The organism is Rheinheimera mangrovi, assembly GCF_003990335.1.
Lineage (GTDB): Bacteria > Pseudomonadota > Gammaproteobacteria > Enterobacterales > Alteromonadaceae > Pararheinheimera > Pararheinheimera mangrovi.
The window spans coordinates 1,389,699-1,409,992 of sequence record NZ_CP034683.1 but is presented as its reverse complement, the minus strand read 5'-3'; the positions used below and the strand labels follow the sequence as shown (position 1 = coordinate 1,409,992).

The 20,294-nt window shown below is 47.4% G+C and carries 16 protein-coding genes, 4 tRNA genes and 1 other RNA gene; 10 read left to right on the top strand and 11 right to left on the bottom strand.

Going from position 1 to position 20,294, the window contains the following annotated elements; all coding sequences use genetic code 11:
• Positions 1-544: 544 nt before the first annotated feature.
• From gcvH to EK374_RS06395, 6 genes are all read right to left on the bottom strand, one after another.
• Positions 545-934, bottom strand: a complete 390-nt coding sequence (gene gcvH, locus EK374_RS06420) for a glycine cleavage system protein GcvH (RefSeq protein WP_127021213.1) — start codon at positions 932-934, stop codon at positions 545-547.
• Positions 935-1,124: 190 nt separating this feature from the next.
• The gene (gene gcvT, locus EK374_RS06415; RefSeq protein ID WP_127021211.1) at positions 1,125-2,204 is read right to left on the bottom strand and encodes a glycine cleavage system aminomethyltransferase GcvT; all 1,080 of its coding nucleotides are present in this window, start codon (positions 2,202-2,204) and stop codon (positions 1,125-1,127) included.
• A gap of 295 nt (positions 2,205-2,499) precedes the next feature.
• Positions 2,500-3,705, bottom strand: a complete 1,206-nt coding sequence (locus EK374_RS06410) for an FAD-dependent monooxygenase (protein ID WP_127021209.1) — start codon at positions 3,703-3,705, stop codon at positions 2,500-2,502.
• A 27-nt stretch (positions 3,706-3,732) separates the two neighbouring features.
• Positions 3,733-4,962: a 2-octaprenyl-6-methoxyphenyl hydroxylase gene (ubiH, locus tag EK374_RS06405; protein ID WP_127021207.1), complete on the bottom strand. Its 1,230-nt coding sequence runs from the start codon at positions 4,960-4,962 to the stop codon at positions 3,733-3,735.
• Positions 4,963-4,977: 15 nt separating this feature from the next.
• Entirely contained in the window at positions 4,978-6,291 is a 1,314-nt protein-coding gene (pepP, locus tag EK374_RS06400) for a Xaa-Pro aminopeptidase (protein WP_127021205.1), read from the bottom strand.
• A gap of 12 nt (positions 6,292-6,303) precedes the next feature.
• Positions 6,304-6,885, bottom strand: coding sequence for a UPF0149 family protein (locus EK374_RS06395; RefSeq protein WP_127021203.1), 582 nt, complete (start codon positions 6,883-6,885; stop codon positions 6,304-6,306).
• Positions 6,886-6,989: 104 nt separating this feature from the next.
• On the opposite strand from EK374_RS06395, the gene EK374_RS06390 reads away from it, so the two are divergent.
• The 5 genes from EK374_RS06390 to serA all read left to right on the top strand — a co-directional run bounded on the left by EK374_RS06390 (position 6,990) and on the right by serA (position 10,901).
• The gene (locus EK374_RS06390; RefSeq protein ID WP_164731831.1) at positions 6,990-7,295 is read left to right on the top strand and encodes a cell division protein ZapA; all 306 of its coding nucleotides are present in this window, start codon (positions 6,990-6,992) and stop codon (positions 7,293-7,295) included.
• 26 nt (positions 7,296-7,321) lie between these two features.
• Positions 7,322-7,506: non-coding RNA, 6S RNA (gene ssrS / locus EK374_RS06385), on the top strand.
• Positions 7,507-8,171: 665 nt separating this feature from the next.
• On the top strand, positions 8,172-8,762 hold the full coding sequence (locus EK374_RS06380) for a 5-formyltetrahydrofolate cyclo-ligase (protein ID WP_127021199.1): 591 nt from the start codon (positions 8,172-8,174) through the stop codon (positions 8,760-8,762).
• A gap of 116 nt (positions 8,763-8,878) precedes the next feature.
• Entirely contained in the window at positions 8,879-9,535 is a 657-nt protein-coding gene (rpiA, locus tag EK374_RS06375) for a ribose-5-phosphate isomerase RpiA (RefSeq protein WP_127021197.1), read from the top strand.
• A gap of 139 nt (positions 9,536-9,674) precedes the next feature.
• Positions 9,675-10,901, top strand: coding sequence for a phosphoglycerate dehydrogenase (serA, locus tag EK374_RS06370; RefSeq protein WP_127021195.1), 1,227 nt, complete (start codon positions 9,675-9,677; stop codon positions 10,899-10,901).
• Between the two features lie 415 nt (positions 10,902-11,316).
• Here the strand turns inward: serA and EK374_RS06365 are convergent, their stop codons facing one another.
• The gene (locus tag EK374_RS06365) at positions 11,317-12,096 is read right to left on the bottom strand and encodes a DUF481 domain-containing protein (protein ID WP_127021193.1); all 780 of its coding nucleotides are present in this window, start codon (positions 12,094-12,096) and stop codon (positions 11,317-11,319) included.
• Between the two features lie 171 nt (positions 12,097-12,267).
• Entirely contained in the window at positions 12,268-13,674 is a 1,407-nt protein-coding gene (gene gltX, locus EK374_RS06360; protein ID WP_127021190.1) for a glutamate--tRNA ligase, read from the bottom strand.
• A gap of 184 nt (positions 13,675-13,858) precedes the next feature.
• Here gltX and EK374_RS06355 point away from each other — a divergent pair.
• From EK374_RS06355 to EK374_RS06335, 5 genes are all read left to right on the top strand, one after another.
• A tRNA-Val gene (locus tag EK374_RS06355) sits at positions 13,859-13,934 on the top strand.
• 55 nt (positions 13,935-13,989) lie between these two features.
• Positions 13,990-14,065 (top strand) — tRNA-Val (locus EK374_RS06350).
• 45 nt (positions 14,066-14,110) lie between these two features.
• A tRNA-Val gene (locus tag EK374_RS06345) sits at positions 14,111-14,186 on the top strand.
• A gap of 186 nt (positions 14,187-14,372) precedes the next feature.
• Positions 14,373-14,448: transfer RNA gene (locus tag EK374_RS06340), tRNA-Val, on the top strand.
• A 797-nt stretch (positions 14,449-15,245) separates the two neighbouring features.
• A complete protein-coding gene (locus tag EK374_RS06335) occupies positions 15,246-16,862 on the top strand; it encodes a response regulator (RefSeq protein WP_127021188.1) in 1,617 nt (538 codons plus the stop codon).
• 7 nt (positions 16,863-16,869) lie between these two features.
• Here EK374_RS06335 and EK374_RS06330 read toward each other — a convergent pair whose 3' ends face one another.
• The 3 genes from EK374_RS06330 to zipA form a co-directional block, all read right to left on the bottom strand.
• Complete coding sequence (locus EK374_RS06330) at positions 16,870-17,325, bottom strand: DUF2919 family protein (protein WP_127021186.1); 456 nt, start codon at positions 17,323-17,325, stop codon at positions 16,870-16,872.
• A 1-nt stretch (position 17,326) separates the two neighbouring features.
• A complete protein-coding gene (gene ligA, locus EK374_RS06325) occupies positions 17,327-19,357 on the bottom strand; it encodes an NAD-dependent DNA ligase LigA (protein WP_127021184.1) in 2,031 nt (676 codons plus the stop codon).
• A gap of 89 nt (positions 19,358-19,446) precedes the next feature.
• A complete protein-coding gene (gene zipA, locus EK374_RS06320; RefSeq protein ID WP_127021182.1) occupies positions 19,447-20,286 on the bottom strand; it encodes a cell division protein ZipA in 840 nt (279 codons plus the stop codon).
• Between the last annotated feature and the right edge of the window lie 8 nt (positions 20,287-20,294).

Sequence of the window (20,294 nt, the reverse complement as noted above, 5' to 3'; positions counted from 1 at the left end):
CCGTTTATTTATTCGATCTAACCCAAACCGTGTTTTCGGTTGGACCGCCTATGTCTATCTATCGACATCTGTGGTTTTGTTGGGTCTGTTGCGGGCGGGGGTAAACCCCGCCCCTACAATGCCCGTTTATTTATTCGTTCTAACCCAAACCGTGTTTTCGGTTGGACCGCCTATGTCTATCTATCGACATCTGCGGTTTTGTTGGGTCTGTCACGGGCGGGGATAAACCCCGCCCCTACAAAACCCGTTTATTTATTCGATCTAACCCAAACCGTGTTTTCGGTTGGACCGCCTATGTCTATCTATCGACATCTGCGGTTTTGTCGGGTCTGTCACGGGCGGGGGTAAACCCCGCCCCTACAAAACTCATTTATATCAGCGCGTTATCAGATATCCGTAGGGGCGAGGCTTGTCCTCGCCCGTCTATTCGGTTTAATCCGATGTTCGGGCGGGGGTAAACCCCGCCCCTACAATTTCTGCCTAACCTTTATCTACAAATTAAAAGCCCTGTGCGAACAGGGCTTTACAATTGTTTTGAATCTACTTATTCAGAGTCAACAACGCTCTGGTAACCAGCGGCGTCTAATAAGCCTGCCAGTTCAGATTCGTCAGAAATCTTGATTTTGAACATCCAGCCGTCACCGTATGGTGCGCTGTTTACCAGCTCTGGAGAATCGTTTAATGCATCGTTTACTGCAACGATTTCGCCAGATACCGGAGCGTAGATGTCTGATGCTGCTTTTACAGACTCAGCTACAGCTACGTCGTCGCCCTGAGCTACAACATCACCAACGTCTGGTAATTCAACAAATACCATGTCACCTAACAGGTCCTGAGCGTGCTCAGAGATACCTACGGTGAAAACGCCATTACCTTCGTCACGAACCCATTCGTGTGACGGAGCGTACTTTAATTCGTTAGGGATGTTGCTCATGTTCAATTCCTTAAATCAGACCTTGGTGGCTTTTTGTTTATCTGCTAGTTAGACCGCAGCCAGTCTACTGACTGACTCTGGCAAACAACATAGCGAAGCTATGCTTTTGCCGCAAGCTTAAGGCGGCTCACCTTGTCTGTTTATTTCTTAGACAAAAACGTTTCAGACAAAGCAAGCCACTGTATTTAAATCAGATTACTTTTTTACCCATACGCACAAAGTTAGGCTTCACTACTTTTACCTGAACCAGTTTGCCACGGATATCTACTTCGGCAGTGTCGCCAGTCGAAGCTGGTACACGGGCCATAGCGATACTGAAACCTAAAGTAGGAGAGAAAGTACCAGAAGTAATTTCGCCTTCGCCGCCTTCAGTCACAACTTTTTGGCCGTGACGTAATACGCCTTTTTGTTCCATCACTAAACCCACCAGCTTCATGGTGCCAGCCGCTTTTTGCTGTTCCAGTGCTGCGCGGCCGATAAAATTACGGTCACTTGGTTCCCAGGCGATAGTCCAGCCCATGTTGGCGGCCAGTGGCGATACAGTTTCGTCCATATCCTGACCGTACAGGTTCATACCTGCTTCTAAACGTAAAGTATCACGGGCGCCTAAACCTGCTGGTTTTACACCAGCGTCCAGCAGTTTTTGCCAGAAGTCAGCGGCTTCTTCGTTAGGTAAAGAGATTTCGTAACCGTCTTCGCCTGTGTAGCCAGTAGTTGCAATAAACAAGGAACCGGCCTGCACACCAAAAAATGGCTTCATACCAGCAACAGCAGCTTTTTGCTCTTCAGTTAATAAGGTGGCTACTTTGGCTTTAGCTTGTGGGCCTTGCACTGCGATCATGGCGAACTCTGGACGTTCGGTCACAGTGACGTTATAGGCTGCAGCTTGCTGGTTGATCCAGGCTAAATCTTTTTCGCGGGTGGCAGAGTTCACTACTAAGCGGAAGAAGTCTTCAGTCAGGAAATACACTATTAAGTCGTCAATCACGCCACCGGCTTCGTTTAACATGCCGCTGTATAAGGCTTTGCCTGATACGGTCAGTTTGTTAACGTCGTTGGCTAATAAATAACGCAGGAAGTTGCGGGTGTTTGGCCCTTTCAGGTCAACGATAGTCATGTGAGAGACGTCGAACATACCAGCGTCCTGACGGACATTGTGGTGTTCTTCAATTTGTGAACCGTAGTTCAGCGGCATATCCCAGCCGTGAAAGTCCACCATTTTTGCGCCACATTCTACATGCTTTGCGAATAATACTGTTTTTTGGGCCATCTGTTTTTCCCCAGTTTTTTACCCGCTGTAACTTCAAGCTACTTAGGTAATTATGCTGCCGAAGCAGACAATAAATTCTGGCCTGCGCTGCTGGAGCTTTTCAGGCCGCGTGAACAACAGGAACTTGTCATCAAATATTCACAGAAATCTGCTTATAACCGAATGACATTTTAAGATGAACTGGATTATAACCGATGGGGCCAGAGGCCAACAGCCCCTTTTGGATTAGATTTAATAATGCGAATAGCGGAGCTATTGCAAATAACCCTGCTATTTTAGTCCTTTGAACAGCCCGTCACTTGGCTGTAGGCCTTGCCCTTATTGGGAGATCGCCAGAATCACCTAAAGCCGCAGCCATTATTTTTTGTTTTACGAAAGGCAGTTTATCAGTCAGCGACATTCCCACACCACGCACTAATTTAAGCACGGGGTTTTGCCGGCCAAAGCCTTGTTTAAAGGCTTCCATAGCAGCGATCAGAGTTTGCGCTTCAGCTTTGCGCCAGCGTTCATAATTTCGCAGCATTCGTTGTTCATTAATCGGCTTTTGCGCCTTAATTTGCTGATCTATTAGTTCTGCTAATGCGGCAACGTCCATTAAACCCAGGTTCATACCCTGCCCCGCCAGCGGGTGAATGGTGTGGGCAGCGTCGGCCACCAGCACAGTTTTATTCAGCACCCATTCGCTGGCATAACGCATTTTTAGCGGGTAGCTGTTAAGTGCTGACTCAAGCTGCAACAGGCCTAATACCGAATTGCTGGCTGCTGTTAAGGCTTTATTAAACTGATCAGCGGGCATTGCTTGCAGTTCTGCTGCTTGCTCAGGGCTGGTACTCCAGACAATAGAAACTAAATGCGGGTCGGCCAATGGCAATAACGCCAGCGGACCAGTAGGTAAAAACACCTGCCGGGCGCAGCTTTGATGAGGTTCAGCAGTGCGGATTTGTGCTACTAAAGCCTGATGCTGGTAATCCCAAAAGGCGATAGGCATGTGCAGTTGCTGACGCACAAAAGAGTTAGCACCATCAGCAGCCACCAACAGTTTGCACAGGATCGGGCTTTGATCAGCAATAGTCAGCAGGTTTTGTTGCTCGCTATTGCTGATATTTAAAATAGTGCTTTGAAACTGGCAACTGACATTGGTTTTGCTTTGCAGTTTGCTGTACAGCACTGCACGCAGCTGTTCGTTATCCACTATAAAGCCCAGCTCGTCACAACCTTGTTCCAGCGCAGAAAACTCAATGCGGCCAAAACTGTCAGCCTCCCAGACTTTCATATCTGTGTAAGGCGCGGCTGACGTTAAGTCCTGCCAAACGCCAAGCTGACTCAACAAGCGTTTTGACGCCTGATTCAGCGCACTAACCCGTTTTAAGCTGGGAGCGACAAGCGCAGGCGCTGGCTCTTTATCCAGCACGGCAATTTTAAGCGGTGAGTCGGCCAGTAAAAGGGCAAGCGTTAAACCTGCACTGCCTGCGCCAACGATACAAATATCATTTTCGATCATCTGCGATCTCTTTTTTCAGGCTGAGGTTTAACTCAGCAGCGCCTTTAACTGGCGAATAGAATTGAGCCCCATGGCCTGGTTAGCCACAGCTTGTTTTAAATCAGGGCACAGGTTTAAGGCGAATAAACCTGTATTACGGCCAAGCGCCATCAGGCGCGATGAATTGGAAAATAGCCGTACTAGCGAGTCGGTATACATAATCACTTGCTGCATATCTGGCAAACGCGCCTGCTGATAGGCTTTGGTTAATGAATAACAACCAACATCTGTCTGATGTTTTTGCAGCAATAAACTTAAACTAAAAATATCGCGGATAGCCAGATTAAAACCCTGACCTGCTATAGGGTGCAGGTTATGCAAACTATTACCAAGCAGCACAGTGCGATGGCGCGAAGCTTCGGTGGCCCGCTTTAAACTCAGCGGGTACACCACGCGCTGACCTACAGTTTTAAATACACCAGCCCTGTGGCCTGCAGACTGTTGCAATGCGGCTAAAAACTCTTGCTCTGGTTGCTTTACATGATGCGCAGCTTGTTCAGGCGTTAAAGTCCAGACCAGCGAATAACGCTGCCTTGTTAAAGGCAACAAAGCCAAAGGCCCGGTGGGAGTAAAACGCTCAAAGGCTTTGTGTTGATGCGAGTCGGCCAAACCTATATTGGCGATCAGCGCATGCTGCTGATAATCATCAGATTTCAGTTCAAAACCCGCTAAGCTGCGACTGGGTGATAAGCCGCCTTCAGCAATAACCAGTAACTTAGTCTGCAGCACAGCGCCACTTTTCAGGCTGACCTGCTGAAGCTCGGCGCTGGGCGTTATGGCGCTAATGGCATCCTGATAAAACCAATGCAAGCGGCCTTGTGCTGTATAAGTTTTCAGTTTTTGCCACAGTACTTCGCCTATGGCTTCAACTTCAATCACCTGGCCTAAAGCCGCCAACTGATGATCGGCGGCATTTAAATAGGTTTTACCAAAATGGCCACGATCAGAGATATGGATATGTTTAATAGCACAGCCACTTTGTTGCAGCTCCTGCCACAGGCCCCATTGTTTGAGCAGCTCTACACTGCCATGGGCCAGGGCTATGCTGCGGCTGTCAAAGCTGGCTTTGGACGGCTCTTTATCTGAGCTTTGTTCAACAATAGCCAGCTTTAATGCAGGATTTTGACTGAGCAGCACATAAGCCAGCAGAGATCCGGCCATACCACCGCCTGCGATCAGCAGATCCAGAGGTTGTTCTGTACTGTAAGTCTCTGACATCAATTCATCCTGTGTTTAGCTGTGGCTTTGCGCCATTAAGGCTTCAATTTCGGCGATCTCTTTTGGCACTAAGTCGGTCAGGTTGTCATGGCCTTCAGCTGTTACCAGCAAATTGTCTTCAATCCGTACCGCCAGACCCCACCACTTAGAATCACAAGGCGAGCCTGTTGGGATATATAAACCCGGTTCTATGGTTAAAATCATGCCAGGTGCAAAAGGCCGCTCTTCGCCAGCAAGTTTGTAAGCACCAACATCATGCACATCCAGCCCCAGCCAATGGCCTAAACCATGGATAAAATAGGCTTTGCAGGCATTGTCTTTCAAAAGCTGTTCCAGCTCGCCTTGCAAAATACCTAAATCCAATAAGCCTTTAGTCAGTTCTAAACACGCAGCGTCCAGCGCATCTTTAAATTTGTTGCCAGGTTTAACCTGAGCACAAGCAGCGTACTGAGCATTTAACACCACCTGATACACAGCGGCCTGTTCCGGGCTGAATTTGCCACTGGCCGGGAAAGTACGGGTAATATCCGCCGTATAGCCCTGGTACTCGCTACCTGCATCAATCAGCACTAAATCACCGTCTTTCAGCTGACTGCTGTTATCGGTGTAATGCAAAATACAGCCGTTTTCACCAGCTCCTACTATGCAGTTGTAGCCCGGATGGCGGGCACCATGCATGGCAAACTCATGCAGAATATGGGCTTCGAGCTGATATTCCCACACACCGGCTTTAGCGGCTTGCATGGCTCTTTTATGCGCTTTGGCACTGATATAACCGGCCTGGCGCATTTGATGAATTTCCTCTTCATCTTTAAACAAGCGCATTTCAGCCGTCACAGGCCGTAGATCCTGTTGCACTGTAGGTGCTACGTAACCACGCTTAGGATAAAGCCTTAAGGTGGCTAAAGTGGCTGCAACTTTGGCGTCAAATTCAGCATAAGTACCCTGCGCATACCAAAGCGTAGTTTTTTGGTTCAATGCTTTAAGTAGTTCGTTATCCAGCTCTACAATAGGCAACGCATCTAAACCCAATGCGGCTTTGGCTTGCTCCGGCCCTAAACGACGACCTTGCCAGACCTCAGCCAGCTGGTCTTTCGGCCGGCACAGCAACAGACTAGCAGTGTTGCCGGAATTATCTTTGCTCAGGATCAAAAGCGCGTCAGGTTCATTAAAACCCGTCAGATAAAAGAAGTCGCTGTCCTGACGAAAAGGGTATTCAGTGTCGCGGCTGCGGGTTAACTCCACAGCAGCTGGTACTAAAACTACGCTGTTGTTAGGTACTGATGTAAGCAAGCGCTCACGTCTGTTTTGATGGATACTCAAATTCATTGCCAAAGACTCTTAATGCAAAGTTTTATTCTGAACGTCGTTTTTGCTGAATTTCAGCCCTACTTCGTTAAAGCAAGTCAGCACCAGTAAACGAATATGCTCCAGCACCAGGAAGTAGGACTCTTCGTTACTTTCTGCGCTGTTGTCGTCTATAGCAAATACGTCAATTTTGGTGATTTCGGTCAGTTCTTCTATTGCGTCTTTCACATCGGCTGAACAAAGCGATAAATCGTTCTGTTGAATGGCAAAACCCACTAAAAAAGACTGGGTCCATTCGACCATAGCTTCAAGGCGTTCAGGCAAGGAATCGTCGTCACCTGGCAGCAATAATGCAAAGGAATAGTCGGTCTGTGCCAAAGATTCGGACGTTTGCATAATTAAGTCGGAAATATCTGCTTTAACAGGGGCAGATAAGGCTTGCCCGTCATTTAAGAAGTCATGCAGAACTGGTAAAATCTTCGCCGGTTCTGCGCTCACACCGGCACTTAGTAAGCCTGCGATCAAGCCATGTACTTCGGCGGCCGACGCCATCAGGTAAGATTGATCCAGCAAACTGGTCCAGTGATCGTAAGATTTAAAAGATTCTGTCGTCATAATTTTTTCGGCCCAAGCGACTTTTCAAGGCAGCTATCCTACCATTTGCTGGTTCTACCCGCCAACAGATGGACGCCCCAATCGCAGGCCCAGAGGTATCAATCATGCATTTACGTAAATTTCGCCCTGTTGACCCTCCACCAGCTGAAGCCGTGGTGAAAAAACCTGTCTCCAAACCTGTAGCCAGTACAAAACCTAAGCAACTGACCATCTCTGTTTTAGGCCGGGTACTCAAAGTGTCCTGCCCTTTGGGCGAAGAACAACGGCTACAAGATGCCATTGATGAATTAGAACAAAGGGTTGCCAGTACAAAATTCAAACCAGGTGTGCACATGAATGAGGATGTTTTACTGATGATTGCGCTAAATTTGTGCAATGAGCTCGTAGAAGTAAAAAAGAAGGCGGAATAATCAAAAAGCTGGTGTTATACTTACGGCGTTCTCTGAGTTGTCAGTGATTAGGTAGATGTCCCTGAGCCGATAATTGTTTTACTTTAGGGGCTCCTTCTTGTTGCTTTTGTGCAGGCTCGGCTCGTACCGAGAAGCCTACGGTGACAAACTGACTCCCGCCTTGAACCTTAGGTTCAAGGGCTGATACTTGACACGGCAATTCGGAGAACCTTTTATCCTTCGTACTTGAAGCCGCAGCTTTGTCATTTTCTCTCCATTCCCACGCATTGATTTAAACACCCGACGGACGAGGCAAGCCTCGCCACTACAAATACTCATCACGCTGCAAATCAAATTCCTTGCCCAACTTTAGATTCATTCTGGATATAAATTGTAGGGGCGGGTCTTGTACCCGCCCGAAAACGGCATCAAATACGACAACAAGTATTGGATGACAACCACGGGCGACCATAAAGGTCGCCCCTACAATAAATCACCTAGCCAACAAGGTTCCCCAGACGCAGGGGTTGTCCCCGCAAACAGATCAGAACGCCAAACACCAGACGGGTATTGTTTAAAAACCATGACCACATTGTAGGGGCGGGTCTTGTACCCGCCCGAAAGCGGCATCAAATACGACAACAAGTATTGGATGACAACCACGGGCGACCATAAAGGTCGCCCCTACAATAAATCACCTAGCCAACAAGGTTTCCCAAGCGCAGGGTTTGTCCCCGCACGCAGATCCGAACGCCAAAACCCAGACGGGTATTGTTTAAAAACCATGACCATATTGTAGGGGCGGGTCTTGTACCCGTCCGTTTAAAATTCAAAACCTTTGCAGCTAACCCTTTCTGTTTTATAGTCCGCTTATCTTTGATTTTCAGGTTTACTGTTTTGACTTCACGCCAACAGCTTCGCAGCCATATTCGTGCTTTGCGCCGGTCTTTATCCACAGAACAGCAGCACCAGGCCAGTCTGGATTTAGTGCAGCAGCTATTGCCCCGGCCTGAAGTACAACAAGCTCAGCACATCGCTTTATACCTGACCAATGATGGTGAACTGGATACAACTCCGCTTATTCAGGCTTTATGGCAACAAGGCAAAAGCTTATACCTGCCGTTACTGCATCCTGTCGTACCTGGTTATCTGGTGTTTCAGCTTTATACTCCGGATACTTTACTAACTCCCAATCAGTTTGGCATAGGCGAACCAGAGCTCAATTGCAGCTTGTTACGCCCTGTCAGCCAACTGGATCTGATGTTTACACCTTTGGTTGCTTTTGACTCTCAAGGTCAACGTTTGGGCATGGGCGGCGGTTTTTATGACAGAACCTTAAGCCAACTGGATTCTACTGCCAGAAAGCCGCAACTGATTGGCTTAGCTCATGATTGCCAGCACGTCGAAACAGTGCCAGTCGAAGCCTGGGACATTCCGCTTCCGGCTATCTGTACTCCCAGCCGTTTTTGTACTTTTAGTGAACAATAAGTAAAAACTGAAATTCTTTCCGCTCTTTTACCTTTTGCCCCTTTTGCCCGATCCCCCTTTTCGGCTACTATCCATCTGTATGGCTAAACGTGGCTCAAAAACTTTCCGGTAGACCTATGACTCAAGATCAGATGAAAAAAAATGCCGCCTGGGCAGCATTGGATTATGTAGCGCCTCAGACTATTGTCGGTGTGGGCACTGGCTCAACTGTCAATCACTTTATTGACGCGCTGGCCACTATCAAAGATCAGATCAAAGGTGCAGTGTCCAGTTCAGTGCAATCCACTGAAAAAATGCGTGCTTTAGGTATTACAGTGCTGGACTTAAACGATGTGGAAAGTTTTGGGGTGTACGTCGATGGTGCTGACGAAATTAACCCGCAAAACCATATGATTAAAGGCGGTGGCGCAGCGCTTACCCGCGAAAAAATTGTCGCAGCTGTGGCTGAAAAGTTTGTTTGTATTGTTGATCAAACCAAACAAGTGAATGTACTCGGCAAATTTCCTTTACCTGTTGAAGTGATCCCTATGGCCCGTGCTTATGTCACTCGTGAGCTGGAAAAATTAGGTGGTCGCCCCGTCTGGCGTGAAAATGTAGTGACAGACAACGGCAATATTATTTTAGATGTGCATGGCCTTAGCATTGCTAAGCCAGAAGAATTAGAACAACAAATAAACAACCTGGTCGGCGTAGTAACAAACGGTATTTTTGCCCGTCGCGCGGCAGATATAGTTCTGGTCGGTACTGCCGAAGGCACAAAAATCTTAAACTGAGCTCGTCGTACTTGAAGCCGCAGCAGAAAAAACGGGCAGGGATAAACCCAGCCCCTACTCGTAGCGCTGCAACTCCAATTACTTAGAGCTGGGATGAAATGAATCGAATTTAAATTGCAACAAGTTAAAGAGAAGTAAAATGGAAAAATTTTCGCTGCCCAAAGACAAGATCAAGATCCTGTTACTGGAAGGTTTGCACCAAAGTGCGGTGCAGAGCTTTAAGAATCAAGGCTACAGCAACATTGAGTATCTGAAGACCTCTTTGGATGAAGCTGAACTGATTGAAAAAATCCGTGACGTGCATTTTATTGGTATTCGTTCACGCACCCAACTGACCGAAAAAGTGCTGGACGCAGCCTCTAAACTAGCTGCGGTTGGTTGCTTCTGTATTGGTACCAATCAGGTGGATTTAGACGCTGCGTTGATGCGTGGTATTCCGGTATTCAACGCGCCGTTTTCCAATACCCGCTCTGTGGCTGAACTGGTGTTAGGCCAAATCATTATGCTGCTGCGTGGTATTCCGGAGCGTAATGCGGCGGCGCACCGCGGTGTCTGGCAAAAAACTGCAACTCAGTCGTTTGAAGCCCGTGGTAAAACCTTAGGCATTATTGGTTACGGCCATATCGGTACTCAGCTGAGCATCATGGCGGAAAACATCGGTATGCGTGTGCAGTTTTACGATATCGAAGACAAGCTGGTATTAGGTAATGCCACACAAGTCGATTTTGGCACTTTGCTGAAAACTTCAGATGTGGTGACTTTGCATGTGCCTGAAACAGCTCAGACGAAAAATATGATCGGCGAAGCTGAACTGGACTTGATGAAACAAGGCAGCATTCTGATCAACGCTTCACGCGGCACTGTGGTCGACATCGATGCATTAGCTGCAGTGATGAAAGCGAAAAAACTGGCCGGTGCTGCCATTGACGTATTCCCGGTGGAACCGACCAGCAATGATGAAGAGTTTGTATCGCCGCTGCGCGAATTCGACAATGTGATCCTGACGCCACATATTGGTGGTTCTACGCAGGAAGCGCAGGAAAATATCGGCTTTGAAGTAGCTGGTAAGATGGTGAAATACAGTGACAACGGTTCTACCTTGTCAGCGGTGAATTTCCCTGAAGTCTCCTTGCCAGAACACAGAGGCCGCTCACGTTTACTGCATATCCACAAAAACCAACCAGGTATGCTGACCAAAATCAACGAAGCCTTTGCTAAACACGGCATCAACATTTCGGGTCAGTATCTGCAAACCAATGCAGAAATTGGTTATGTAGTCATCGACATCGATTCACTGGACCACGAACTGGCCCTGAATGAGTTGAAGGCGATTCCAGGGACTTTACGCGCCCGGGTCTTACACTAATTCAGCCGTCGTACTTGAAGCTGCAGCTTTGTTGACTGCAGGTTCTCGCCCCAGTCGCATAGGCAACTATGCTCCTGGGGTCTCAATCCTTTGTCGTCGCGCTGCAACTCCAATTACTTAGGCTGATACCCGTCGTCGTACTTGAAGCTGCAGCTTTGTTGACTGCAGGTTCTCGCCCCAGTCGCATAGGCAACTATGCTCCTGGGGTCTCAATCCTTTGTCGTCGCGCTGCAACTCCAATTACTTAGGCTGATACCCGTCGTCGTACTTGAAGCTGCAGCTTTGTTGACTGCATGTTCTCGCCCCAGTCGCATAGGCAACTATGCTCCTGGGGTCTCAATCCTTTGTCGTCGCGCTGCAACTCCAATTACTTAGGCTGTTCAACAAAAGGGATCAGAGCAGACCCCCTTTTTCTTTAGAATGAATAAACGATAGAAGCGGCTGTTTCAGAGTCAGTGCTTTTCTTATCCACACCTACATCTGAGTCGTACTTAATATTCAGGCTTAAACGCAGAGCCAGCTGATTGTTGATTTGCGCTGTTACCGCACTACGGCTGGTGTAACTGGTGTTATGACCATCTAACGAAATGGCGTATTCCAGCGTTTGTTTAAACTTACTGGTTTCTGAGAAGTGATACTCAAAGTTACCCGCAGCGTACCAAATCATACCTGAGTTACTTTCGCCTTCGGATGGTCTGTCATACGCCATACCCGGACCTGTTTCGAAGTCTAAGTAGTTCTGACCGTCTTCGTACAAGCGGTTGGCATAACCCACTGCTACAGAGGATTGTTCACGGAAGGCACCAAAACGGTCATTCAAATAAGCGGCACGACCGAACAAGCTGCTGTCTGAGCGGAAAAATTTATAGTTACTTTGCGCTGTGACACCTACCCGCTGACCTGTGGTTTTATCTTCTTTTTCACCTGTAGCGCTGTTGGTTTGGGTATTTCGTTGCAACAAAGTCTGGATAAAGTATTTGTTACGGAAATCCTCCAGCTCGTGTTTTAATTCAGCATTGGTCCGTACAGCTGTGGCTTCTGTGTTACCACGACTCAGCACTACCCCTACTTCTACGTCACCACCCCAAGGTGGAACAGTGGTTTCTTCTTCACCATGTTTTTTTTGAAATTCCTGTGCCTGAACAGAGACTGCGGAACATAACAGTACTGCTGACAATGCGACTACTAAACGCATGTTGTATAACCCTTCTTATAAAATGAAAATGATTTTGACAACTGCAAATGAATGCAGCCTTGCTGAAGCAAATTTTGACGCGAATCGAGCGATTTAAGGGGCGCAGCCCTTTCCATTCGACATCGATGCGCCATTTAGACGGGCGGGTACAAGACCCGCCCCTACGAATGATTATTCAGCTCTGTTGCTGATGTATTCCAGCGCCATGCTGATGCGCTTTAATACACGATCTTTGCCAATCAGTGCCAGTGTTGCGTCTAAAGCGGGTGAGTTACCACCACCTGTGACAGCCACACGTAAAGGCATACCTACTTTGCCCATGCCTAAACCTAAGCTTTCAGCGGCATCGTTAATGGCTTGATGTAAAGCTTCCACTGACCAATCATTCAGCTCAGCCAGTTTGGTCTGAACAGCAACCAGCGGCTCTGCGGCTACAGGACGTAAGTGTTTTTTCGCAGCGTTTTCTTCAAACTCACTGAAGTCTTCGTAGAAATAACGGCTTACTTCAACCAGTTCTTTTAAGGTTTTCACCCGCTCAGCCTGCACTTTTACCAGCTCTGTCAGCGCCGGGCCAGTGCTGATATCCAGCTTCTGATCGGCCACATGCCAGGCTAAATGTTTAGCTACGTACTCTGGCGCCAGAGTTTTCATGTAGTGCTGGTTTAACCAAACAAGCTTGTCGGTGTTAAAGGCCGAAGGCGCACGGTTACAGTCGCTTAAGTCAAACAGCTGGACCAGTTCTTCTTTGCTGAAAATTTCCTGATCGCCATGAGACCAGCCTAAACGCACTAAATAGTTGATCAGCGCTTCTGGCAGGAAACCGTTGTCACGGTATTGCATGACGCCAACAGCACCATGACGTTTTGACAGACGTTTGCCATCGTCACCTAAAATCATAGGCACGTGCGCGTATTTAGGCAGTTCTGCGCCTAAAGCGGCCAGAATATTCATCTGACGTGGAGTGTTGTTGACATGGTCATCACCACGGATAACGTGAGTGATGCCCATTTTCCAGTCATCAACCACAACAGTCAGGTTATAAGTTGGAGTGCCGTCACTACGGGCAATGATTAAATCGTCCAGCTCGGCATTGGCAATTTCAATGCGGCCTTTGATTAAATCGTCAATCACCACTACGCCATCCAGCGGGTTTTTAAAACGAATGGTATAAGGCTTGTCGGTTGGGTGGTCGGTGCGATCACGCCACATACCGTTGTATTTTGGTTTTTCGCCGGCAGCCATTTGCGCTTCGCGCATTGCATCGACTTCTTCAACAGTACAGAAGCACTTGTAAGCTTTGCCTTCAGCCAGCAGCTGAGCAACTACTTCTTTATATAAATCAAAACGTTTGGTTTGATAATAAGGGCCGTCGTCATAATCCAGGCCTAACCATTCCATACCTTCTAGAATGGCATCCACAGATTCCTGAGTTGAACGTTCTAAATCTGTATCTTCAATACGAAGGATAAAAGTACCGCCGGTTTTACGTGCATGTAACCAGCTGTATAAGGCTGTGCGGGCGCCACCAACGTGCAGGTAACCTGTAGGGCTTGGCGCGAAACGAGTAACTATAGACATAATGAATCCACTGAAGGCCAAAAAATTGGGCGCTATTGTATCAATGCAAGGCAGTGATTGCACGGCCGAAGCAGCTATGCGGAAAAAGATTTAACTGCTTACTTTTAAAGCATACAGTTCACAAAGCTAAAAATATTATTGACACAAAAACCGAGCCCCCTATAATGACGGCCGACCACACGATGGATGCTTAGCTCAGCCGGGAGAGCATCGCCCTTACAAGGCGGGGGTCACTGGTTCGATCCCAGTAGCATCCACCATCTTTTAAAGTGAAATATCTGAAAGATAAATCGTGTAGTTCAATTGTTATGCCCAGGATGCTTAGCTCAGCTGGGAGAGCATCGCCCTTACAAGGCGGGGGTCACTGGTTCGAACCCAGTAGCATCCACCATCTTCTTCAGTAAAATGAAGGACAGATAAAAATTTAGAAATCCCAGGACGCTTAGCTCAGCTGGGAGAGCATCGCCCTTACAAGGCGGGGGTCACTGGTTCGAACCCAGTAGCGTCCACCATCTTCTTAAAGAGCGCATCGCCGCACTTTATAAAGAACAGGCTGTGACCGGATTAAACCCAGTAGCGTCCACCATCTTCTTAAAGAGCGCATCGCCGCACTTTATAAAGAACAGGCTGTGACCGGATTAAACCCAGTAGCGTCCACCATCTTTTTAGATGTCAATGTGTAACAAAAAGTAGCCCCAGGATGCTTAGCTCAGCTGGGAGAGCATCGCCCTTACAAGGCGAGGGTCACTGGTTCGATCCCAGTAGCATCCACCATCCCCTTTAAAGAAAAACATCGCTCTCTTTACAAAACCCAAGCCGAACTGGTTCGATCCCAGTAGCATCCACCATCCCCTTTAAAGAAAAACATCGCTCTCTTTACACAAGACCAAGGCGAACTGGTTTGAACCCAGTAGCATCCACCATCCCCTTTAAAGAAAATCATCGCTCTCTTTACAAAATCCAAGCCGAACTGGTTCGATCCCAGTAGCATCCACCATCCCCTTTAAAGAAAAACATCGCTCTCTTTACACAAGACCAAGGCGAACTGGTTTGAACCCAGTAGCATCCACCATCCCCTTTAAAGAAAATCATCGCTCTCTTTACAAAATCCAAGCCGAACTGGTTCGATCCCAGTAGCATCCACCATCCCCTTTTCCCCTTAAAGAAAAACATCGCTCTCTTTACACAAGACCAAGGCGAACTGGTTTGAACCCAGTAGCATCCACCATCCCCTTTTCCCCTTAAAGAAAAACATCGCTCTCTTTACAAAACCCAAGCCGAACTGGTTCGAACCCAGTAGCATCCACCACACCTTCGATAAAAAAGCATAGCCAGGCCCCAAATTTTAATCTGTACGAATCATCATTGCAGCCTACTCAGAACGCACTGAAACTCCCTAAGTCCTTATTTTTAATCATTCTCCACATTTCGTTTTTACTGTTATTTCACTTATTGTTAATTTTCCCAAATCAGAAAAACATTAACCATTGAATTCATTTAATAAATTTGGAGCTTTTTGTCTTATTAATGGCTATATTTGATAGAAATGATAACAGGTACTTTGTTCATTTATGGTCGTGAAGCTTAATAAGGACATTCAGATACTGGTTGTAGATGAGCAGCCCTTAACTCAGAACTACCTGCGTTATGCGCTTGAGACTTTAGGCTATACCAGTTTCACTTATGCGGAAAACTCCACCGCTGCTATAGCTTTGTGCCGCGACAAAGCTTTTGATTTGATCATCTGCTCCTTTAATTTAAATGGTAAAGACGGTTATCAGCTCTATCAGGAGCTCAAAGTCCGTAATTTATTCCGTCATTGCACAGGTTTTATTTTTATCAGCGCTGAGACAGACCCAAGCCTGGTCCACAGTGTGCTCGAATTACAGCCTGACGAGTTTATGGTTAAGCCCTTTGCCATTAAAGATTTGAAATCCCGCATCGACCGTACCGTGCAGCGCAAAAACCTGTTGCGGCCTTTGTATAGCCTGATGGATCAGAAAAAAACTGACGCAGCGCTCAAGCAGGTTGAGCAATGGCTGGAGCAGGGTTACCAGCCCAAATACGCAACGTTGTTGCTCAAGACCAAAGGTGAGATTTTACAGCAGGCCGGTCGATGGACAGAAGGCGAGCAGTTTTATAGCAGCTTGATCCATGACAACAATCTGCATTGGGTTAAACTGGGGTTGGCCCGCTGCTTAATTCAGCGCGAAAGATACTCCGAAGCCCTGTCCCTGCTGCAACCTTTATTACAAAAAGCCGATTTAAAGCTGGCAACCCTGGATTTATTAGCAGATATCCACCTGCATCAGCAGATGTATAAAAAGGCCCAGACAGAATTGCTGCAAGCCGCTGATATGGCGCCCCGTAATTTATTACGCCAACAAAAACTGATGCATTTATCGCGCTTAACTCACGACTACGAGCATCAATTCAGAGCAGCGAAAGACCTGGTGCGATTTGCCCGTTTTTCTATTTACGAGCAGCCAGATCTCTACTTAAATCTGGCCCGCGCTTCGGTTGATTATGCGTTAAGTGTCGATGAAGAAGAGCAAACCAGTCGTTTGTCCAAAGTCGCCAATGATACCTTGAGCCACATGAGGCAACTTTTCCCGGATAAACAAAAGCAAGAACAACAGGTGGTGGTGCAAGCCAGAATTTATTATCTGAAAGATCAGCTGGAAAAAGCCAAGCAGCTGCTGCTCGAATTGGATCAAAATATGGAATCACAGGGCGCCGAAGATATTTTAGATAAAGCCAAAGCTCTGCATGAGGTGGGTTTATTAAGCAGTTCACGCGACTTGCTCAAAGCACTGACACAGGATGCAAATAAACTGAAAGGTGCGGATCCTGTTTTTCTAACTTACCTAAAACAGGAGCGGAAAGAACGTGAAACTCTGCCCATGGGCCCGAGAGAGTTCAATAACCACGCCGTATTGATGTATGAAAGAGGTCAGTGGCAGCAAGCTCTGGAAGCATTTATTAAAGCCTTTAGCATTATGCCCGGCAATGTAGGGATAGCGCTGAACTTGCTGCAGTCGTTGCGCTCAACAGAGAATATCGATCCCTCTATCCAAACTGAACAACTTCGTTTGCAATGTGAAGTCATACTATCCAAAGCCAAACTGAGTGAAGAACAGCAAAAACGCTGGCAGCAGCTGCAAAGCCAGCAGAAAATAGCGATTTAAGGCTGAATTAAGGCCATTCAGTCACCACCTGTTTCATCACCGGGTTCTTCAGCAGCCACCATAAGCTAAGCAACAGCAGCGCTGGTGATATTAGTAACCAGGGTGCCTTTAGCATCACATAGTTGGGTAAGTGAGTCAGACTATGCACCAGATCTATAGCAACAACTGCCAGCATGATCCAACGGCTTTGACGCCATAATTTAAACCACCCCTGACTCCCCTTGTCCTTGCGCTGACTTAATGCTGCCACAACCAGCAATAAAGGTGCACAAATCAGACAAGCGATTAAGAAGTCACTGCTTTGGGGATAGACGGCGGCCAGTAACTTGTCACCGCCTTCTGGCATCGTCAGCACTAAAATCCACAAAAGATAGGGCCTTAGCACCAACAACAATACAGCGTAAAAGCGAAGGGGGATCCGGGTCAGGCCATACTTATCCAGCAGGGGATAGAAGTCAGACATATCAGTTCAATCCATGCTTTAAAAACAATTCCAGCATCTGTTGCTCTGTCCAGACCGGCACTGACAATTCATTCGCTTTAGCCAGCTTGGAGCCGGCATTATCGCCTGCGATCACCGCATAAGTTTTGGCTGACACAGAGCCTGATACTTTAGCCCCTAAGCGCTGAAGTTTTTCTTTGGCATCGTCGCGTCCCATGCTGGTTAAAGTGCCGGTTAATACCACTGTTAAGCCAGCCAGAGGTTGTTCACCCTGCTGCTGTTTTTCAAGCACTGGCCAGTGAATACCAGCCTCAAGCAGCTGAGCTATCACGGCGGTGTTATGCTCTTCCGCCATAAAGTGCTGAATATTTCCTGCGACCACGGCACCGACATCCGGCACTTCCAACAGCTGTTCTACACTTGCCTGCTGCACTGCATCCAAAGCCGCAAAATGACTAGCTAAATTCAGCGCCGTTGCTTCCCCTACTTCACGAATACCCAAAGCATAAATAAAACGTGGCAAAGTAGTTTTTTTAGAATCATCGATGGATTTTAGTAGTTTAAGCGCCAGCTTTTCGCCCATGCGCTCTAAGCCAACTAAAGCGGGCATATCCAGACGGAAAATATCAGCCGGAGTTTTCACCAGTTGCTGATCCACCAACTGCTCAATAATTTTGTCACCTAAGCCTTCAATATCCATGGCTTTTCGCGACACAAAATGTTTCAGCGCTTCTTTTCGCTGTGCAGCACAGAATAAACCGCCTGTGCAACGCGCTACAGCTTCGCCTTCGACTCGTTCAATGCTGGACTGACAGACAGGGCACGCCGTTGGAAACAGGATATCACGTGCGCTTTCAGGCCGCTCTTCCAGCACTACGGAGACAATTTGTGGGATCACGTCTCCAGCCCTGCGTACTATTACTGTATCGCCTACTTTAACGCCCAGACGGTTAATTTCATCCTGATTATGCAAAGTCGCATTACTGACCGTCACCCCACCTACCAGAACAGGCTCTAATCGTGCGACCGGAGTAATAGAGCCGGTGCGACCGACCTGAAACTCAACATCTAATAAAGTAGTGGTTTTTTCCTGAGCCGGAAATTTAAATGCAATAGCCCAACGTGGCGCGCGGGCAACAAAACCTAAAGCCTGTTGCTGCGCTAAATCGTCGACTTTCAGCACCACACCATCTATTTCATAAGGCAAAGCAGCGCGTTTAGTCAGAATGTTTTGCTGGTAATCCAAAGCAGCCTGCAAGCCAGTGACATGACGGATTTCAGGACAAACAGGCAAGCCCCAGCCTTTGAGTTGCTGCAAACGGGCATGATGGCTTTTGCCGTTTAGTAGCTGAGCTGCGTCTTCCACAGCGCCTACCGCATAGGCATAAAACATTAATGGCCGGGTGGCGGTGATCTTCGGATCCAGCTGTCGTAAGCTGCCCGCCGCCGCATTACGTGGGTTGGCAAACACTTTATCGCCTGCTGCACGAGCTTTGTCATTCATCAGCTCAAAACCTGCCAGCGGCATAAAGACTTCACCCCGAACTTCCAGCACAGCAGGAACTTCGCCTTGTAACTTCAACGGCACAGCACGAATGGTTTTGACGTTGGCAGTAATATCTTCACCGGTAAAACCATCACCTCGGGTCGCGGCTTGAACCAACAGACCTTGCTCGTAACGGATGCTAACGGCTAAGCCATCCAGTTTAGGTTCGGCACAAAATTCAAAGTCACGGCTTGCATCAATACGATCGGCCATACGTTTGTAAAAAGCGGCAAAGTCGTCTGCATCAAAGGCGTTATCCAAGGACAACATAGCGACCTGATGGCTGATTTGGCCAAATTTGCTTAAAGGTGCTGCCCCCACTCGTTGAGTCGGTGAATCCGCAGTCACCAGTTCAGGATGTTGTTGTTCTATCTGCTTTAATTCCTGAAACAGCAGGTCGTAATCGGCGTCGGGAATACTGGGATTATCCAGCACGTAATACTGGTGATTATGATAAGCCAGTTGGTCTTTGAGCTGCTGCAGGCGTTGTTGGATAGCTTGATTCATTTGGGTTACTCAGGCACTTAAAGTCTAAAATCTCAAATTCAAAAATAGAGAAGCCCCGAAAACGGGGCCTCTTTAACAGATCTAATGCATCAACCGTGGATCAGGCGTTGACGCTGGAACTCACGGATTTTTTCCACATAATGCCGCACTGTTTGTACTGTCAGCACTGAACGCTGACCATCCAATACCTGACCACCAAATTCATCGGCCAGTTTTTTCGCAGCACTGTGCATCAGGTTGAAGTTCTGTAAGGCTTCGCCAGGCCCTGGCAAAGTCATAAACAAACTTAAACCACGGGTATTCATTTTTTCCATATCTTCTAAATCGAAGGTGCCAGGATTAAACATATTGGCCAGCGAAAATAATACTTCGCCTGAACCTGCATTGTCCTGGAAACGGTGGAAAATGTTCATTTCACCGTATTTAAAACCCAAGGTCAGCAACGAAGGCAATAATAAAGAACCGTTAATTTCTTCGCCTTCTGGCAGTAATACATACAGGATCAACACTTCGTTAGCCGGAGCCTGAGCTGTTTGATCTTTTTCAGCTTCATAAGCAGCTTGTTGCTCCTGTGCAACGGCTTCTGCATAAGGTTCATCTGTGGCAGAAAAACTGCCCTTATCCAATGAAGGCTCGTTTAATTCAGGTTCACGGCGCACTTTCACTGGTTCACGTAATTTGTTAGCTTTTGGCGGCACTGTTGGTGCAGGTTTTGGTTGTGGCTTTTCGCCTGGTTGTAATACACGCTTACGCCCTATGCCTAGCTCGTCAAAACCATCCCATTTAGGCTCTGAATTTGCAGAAGCGTCTACATCGTATTTGCTAATGTCCCTGTTGTTTTTTCGAACTGTCCACCAGCCGTGTAAAGCTAAAGCGCTGATACCCAAAACACCCAAAACAATCAAGACTAAACGTAATTCCTCAGCCATCTCTTTTA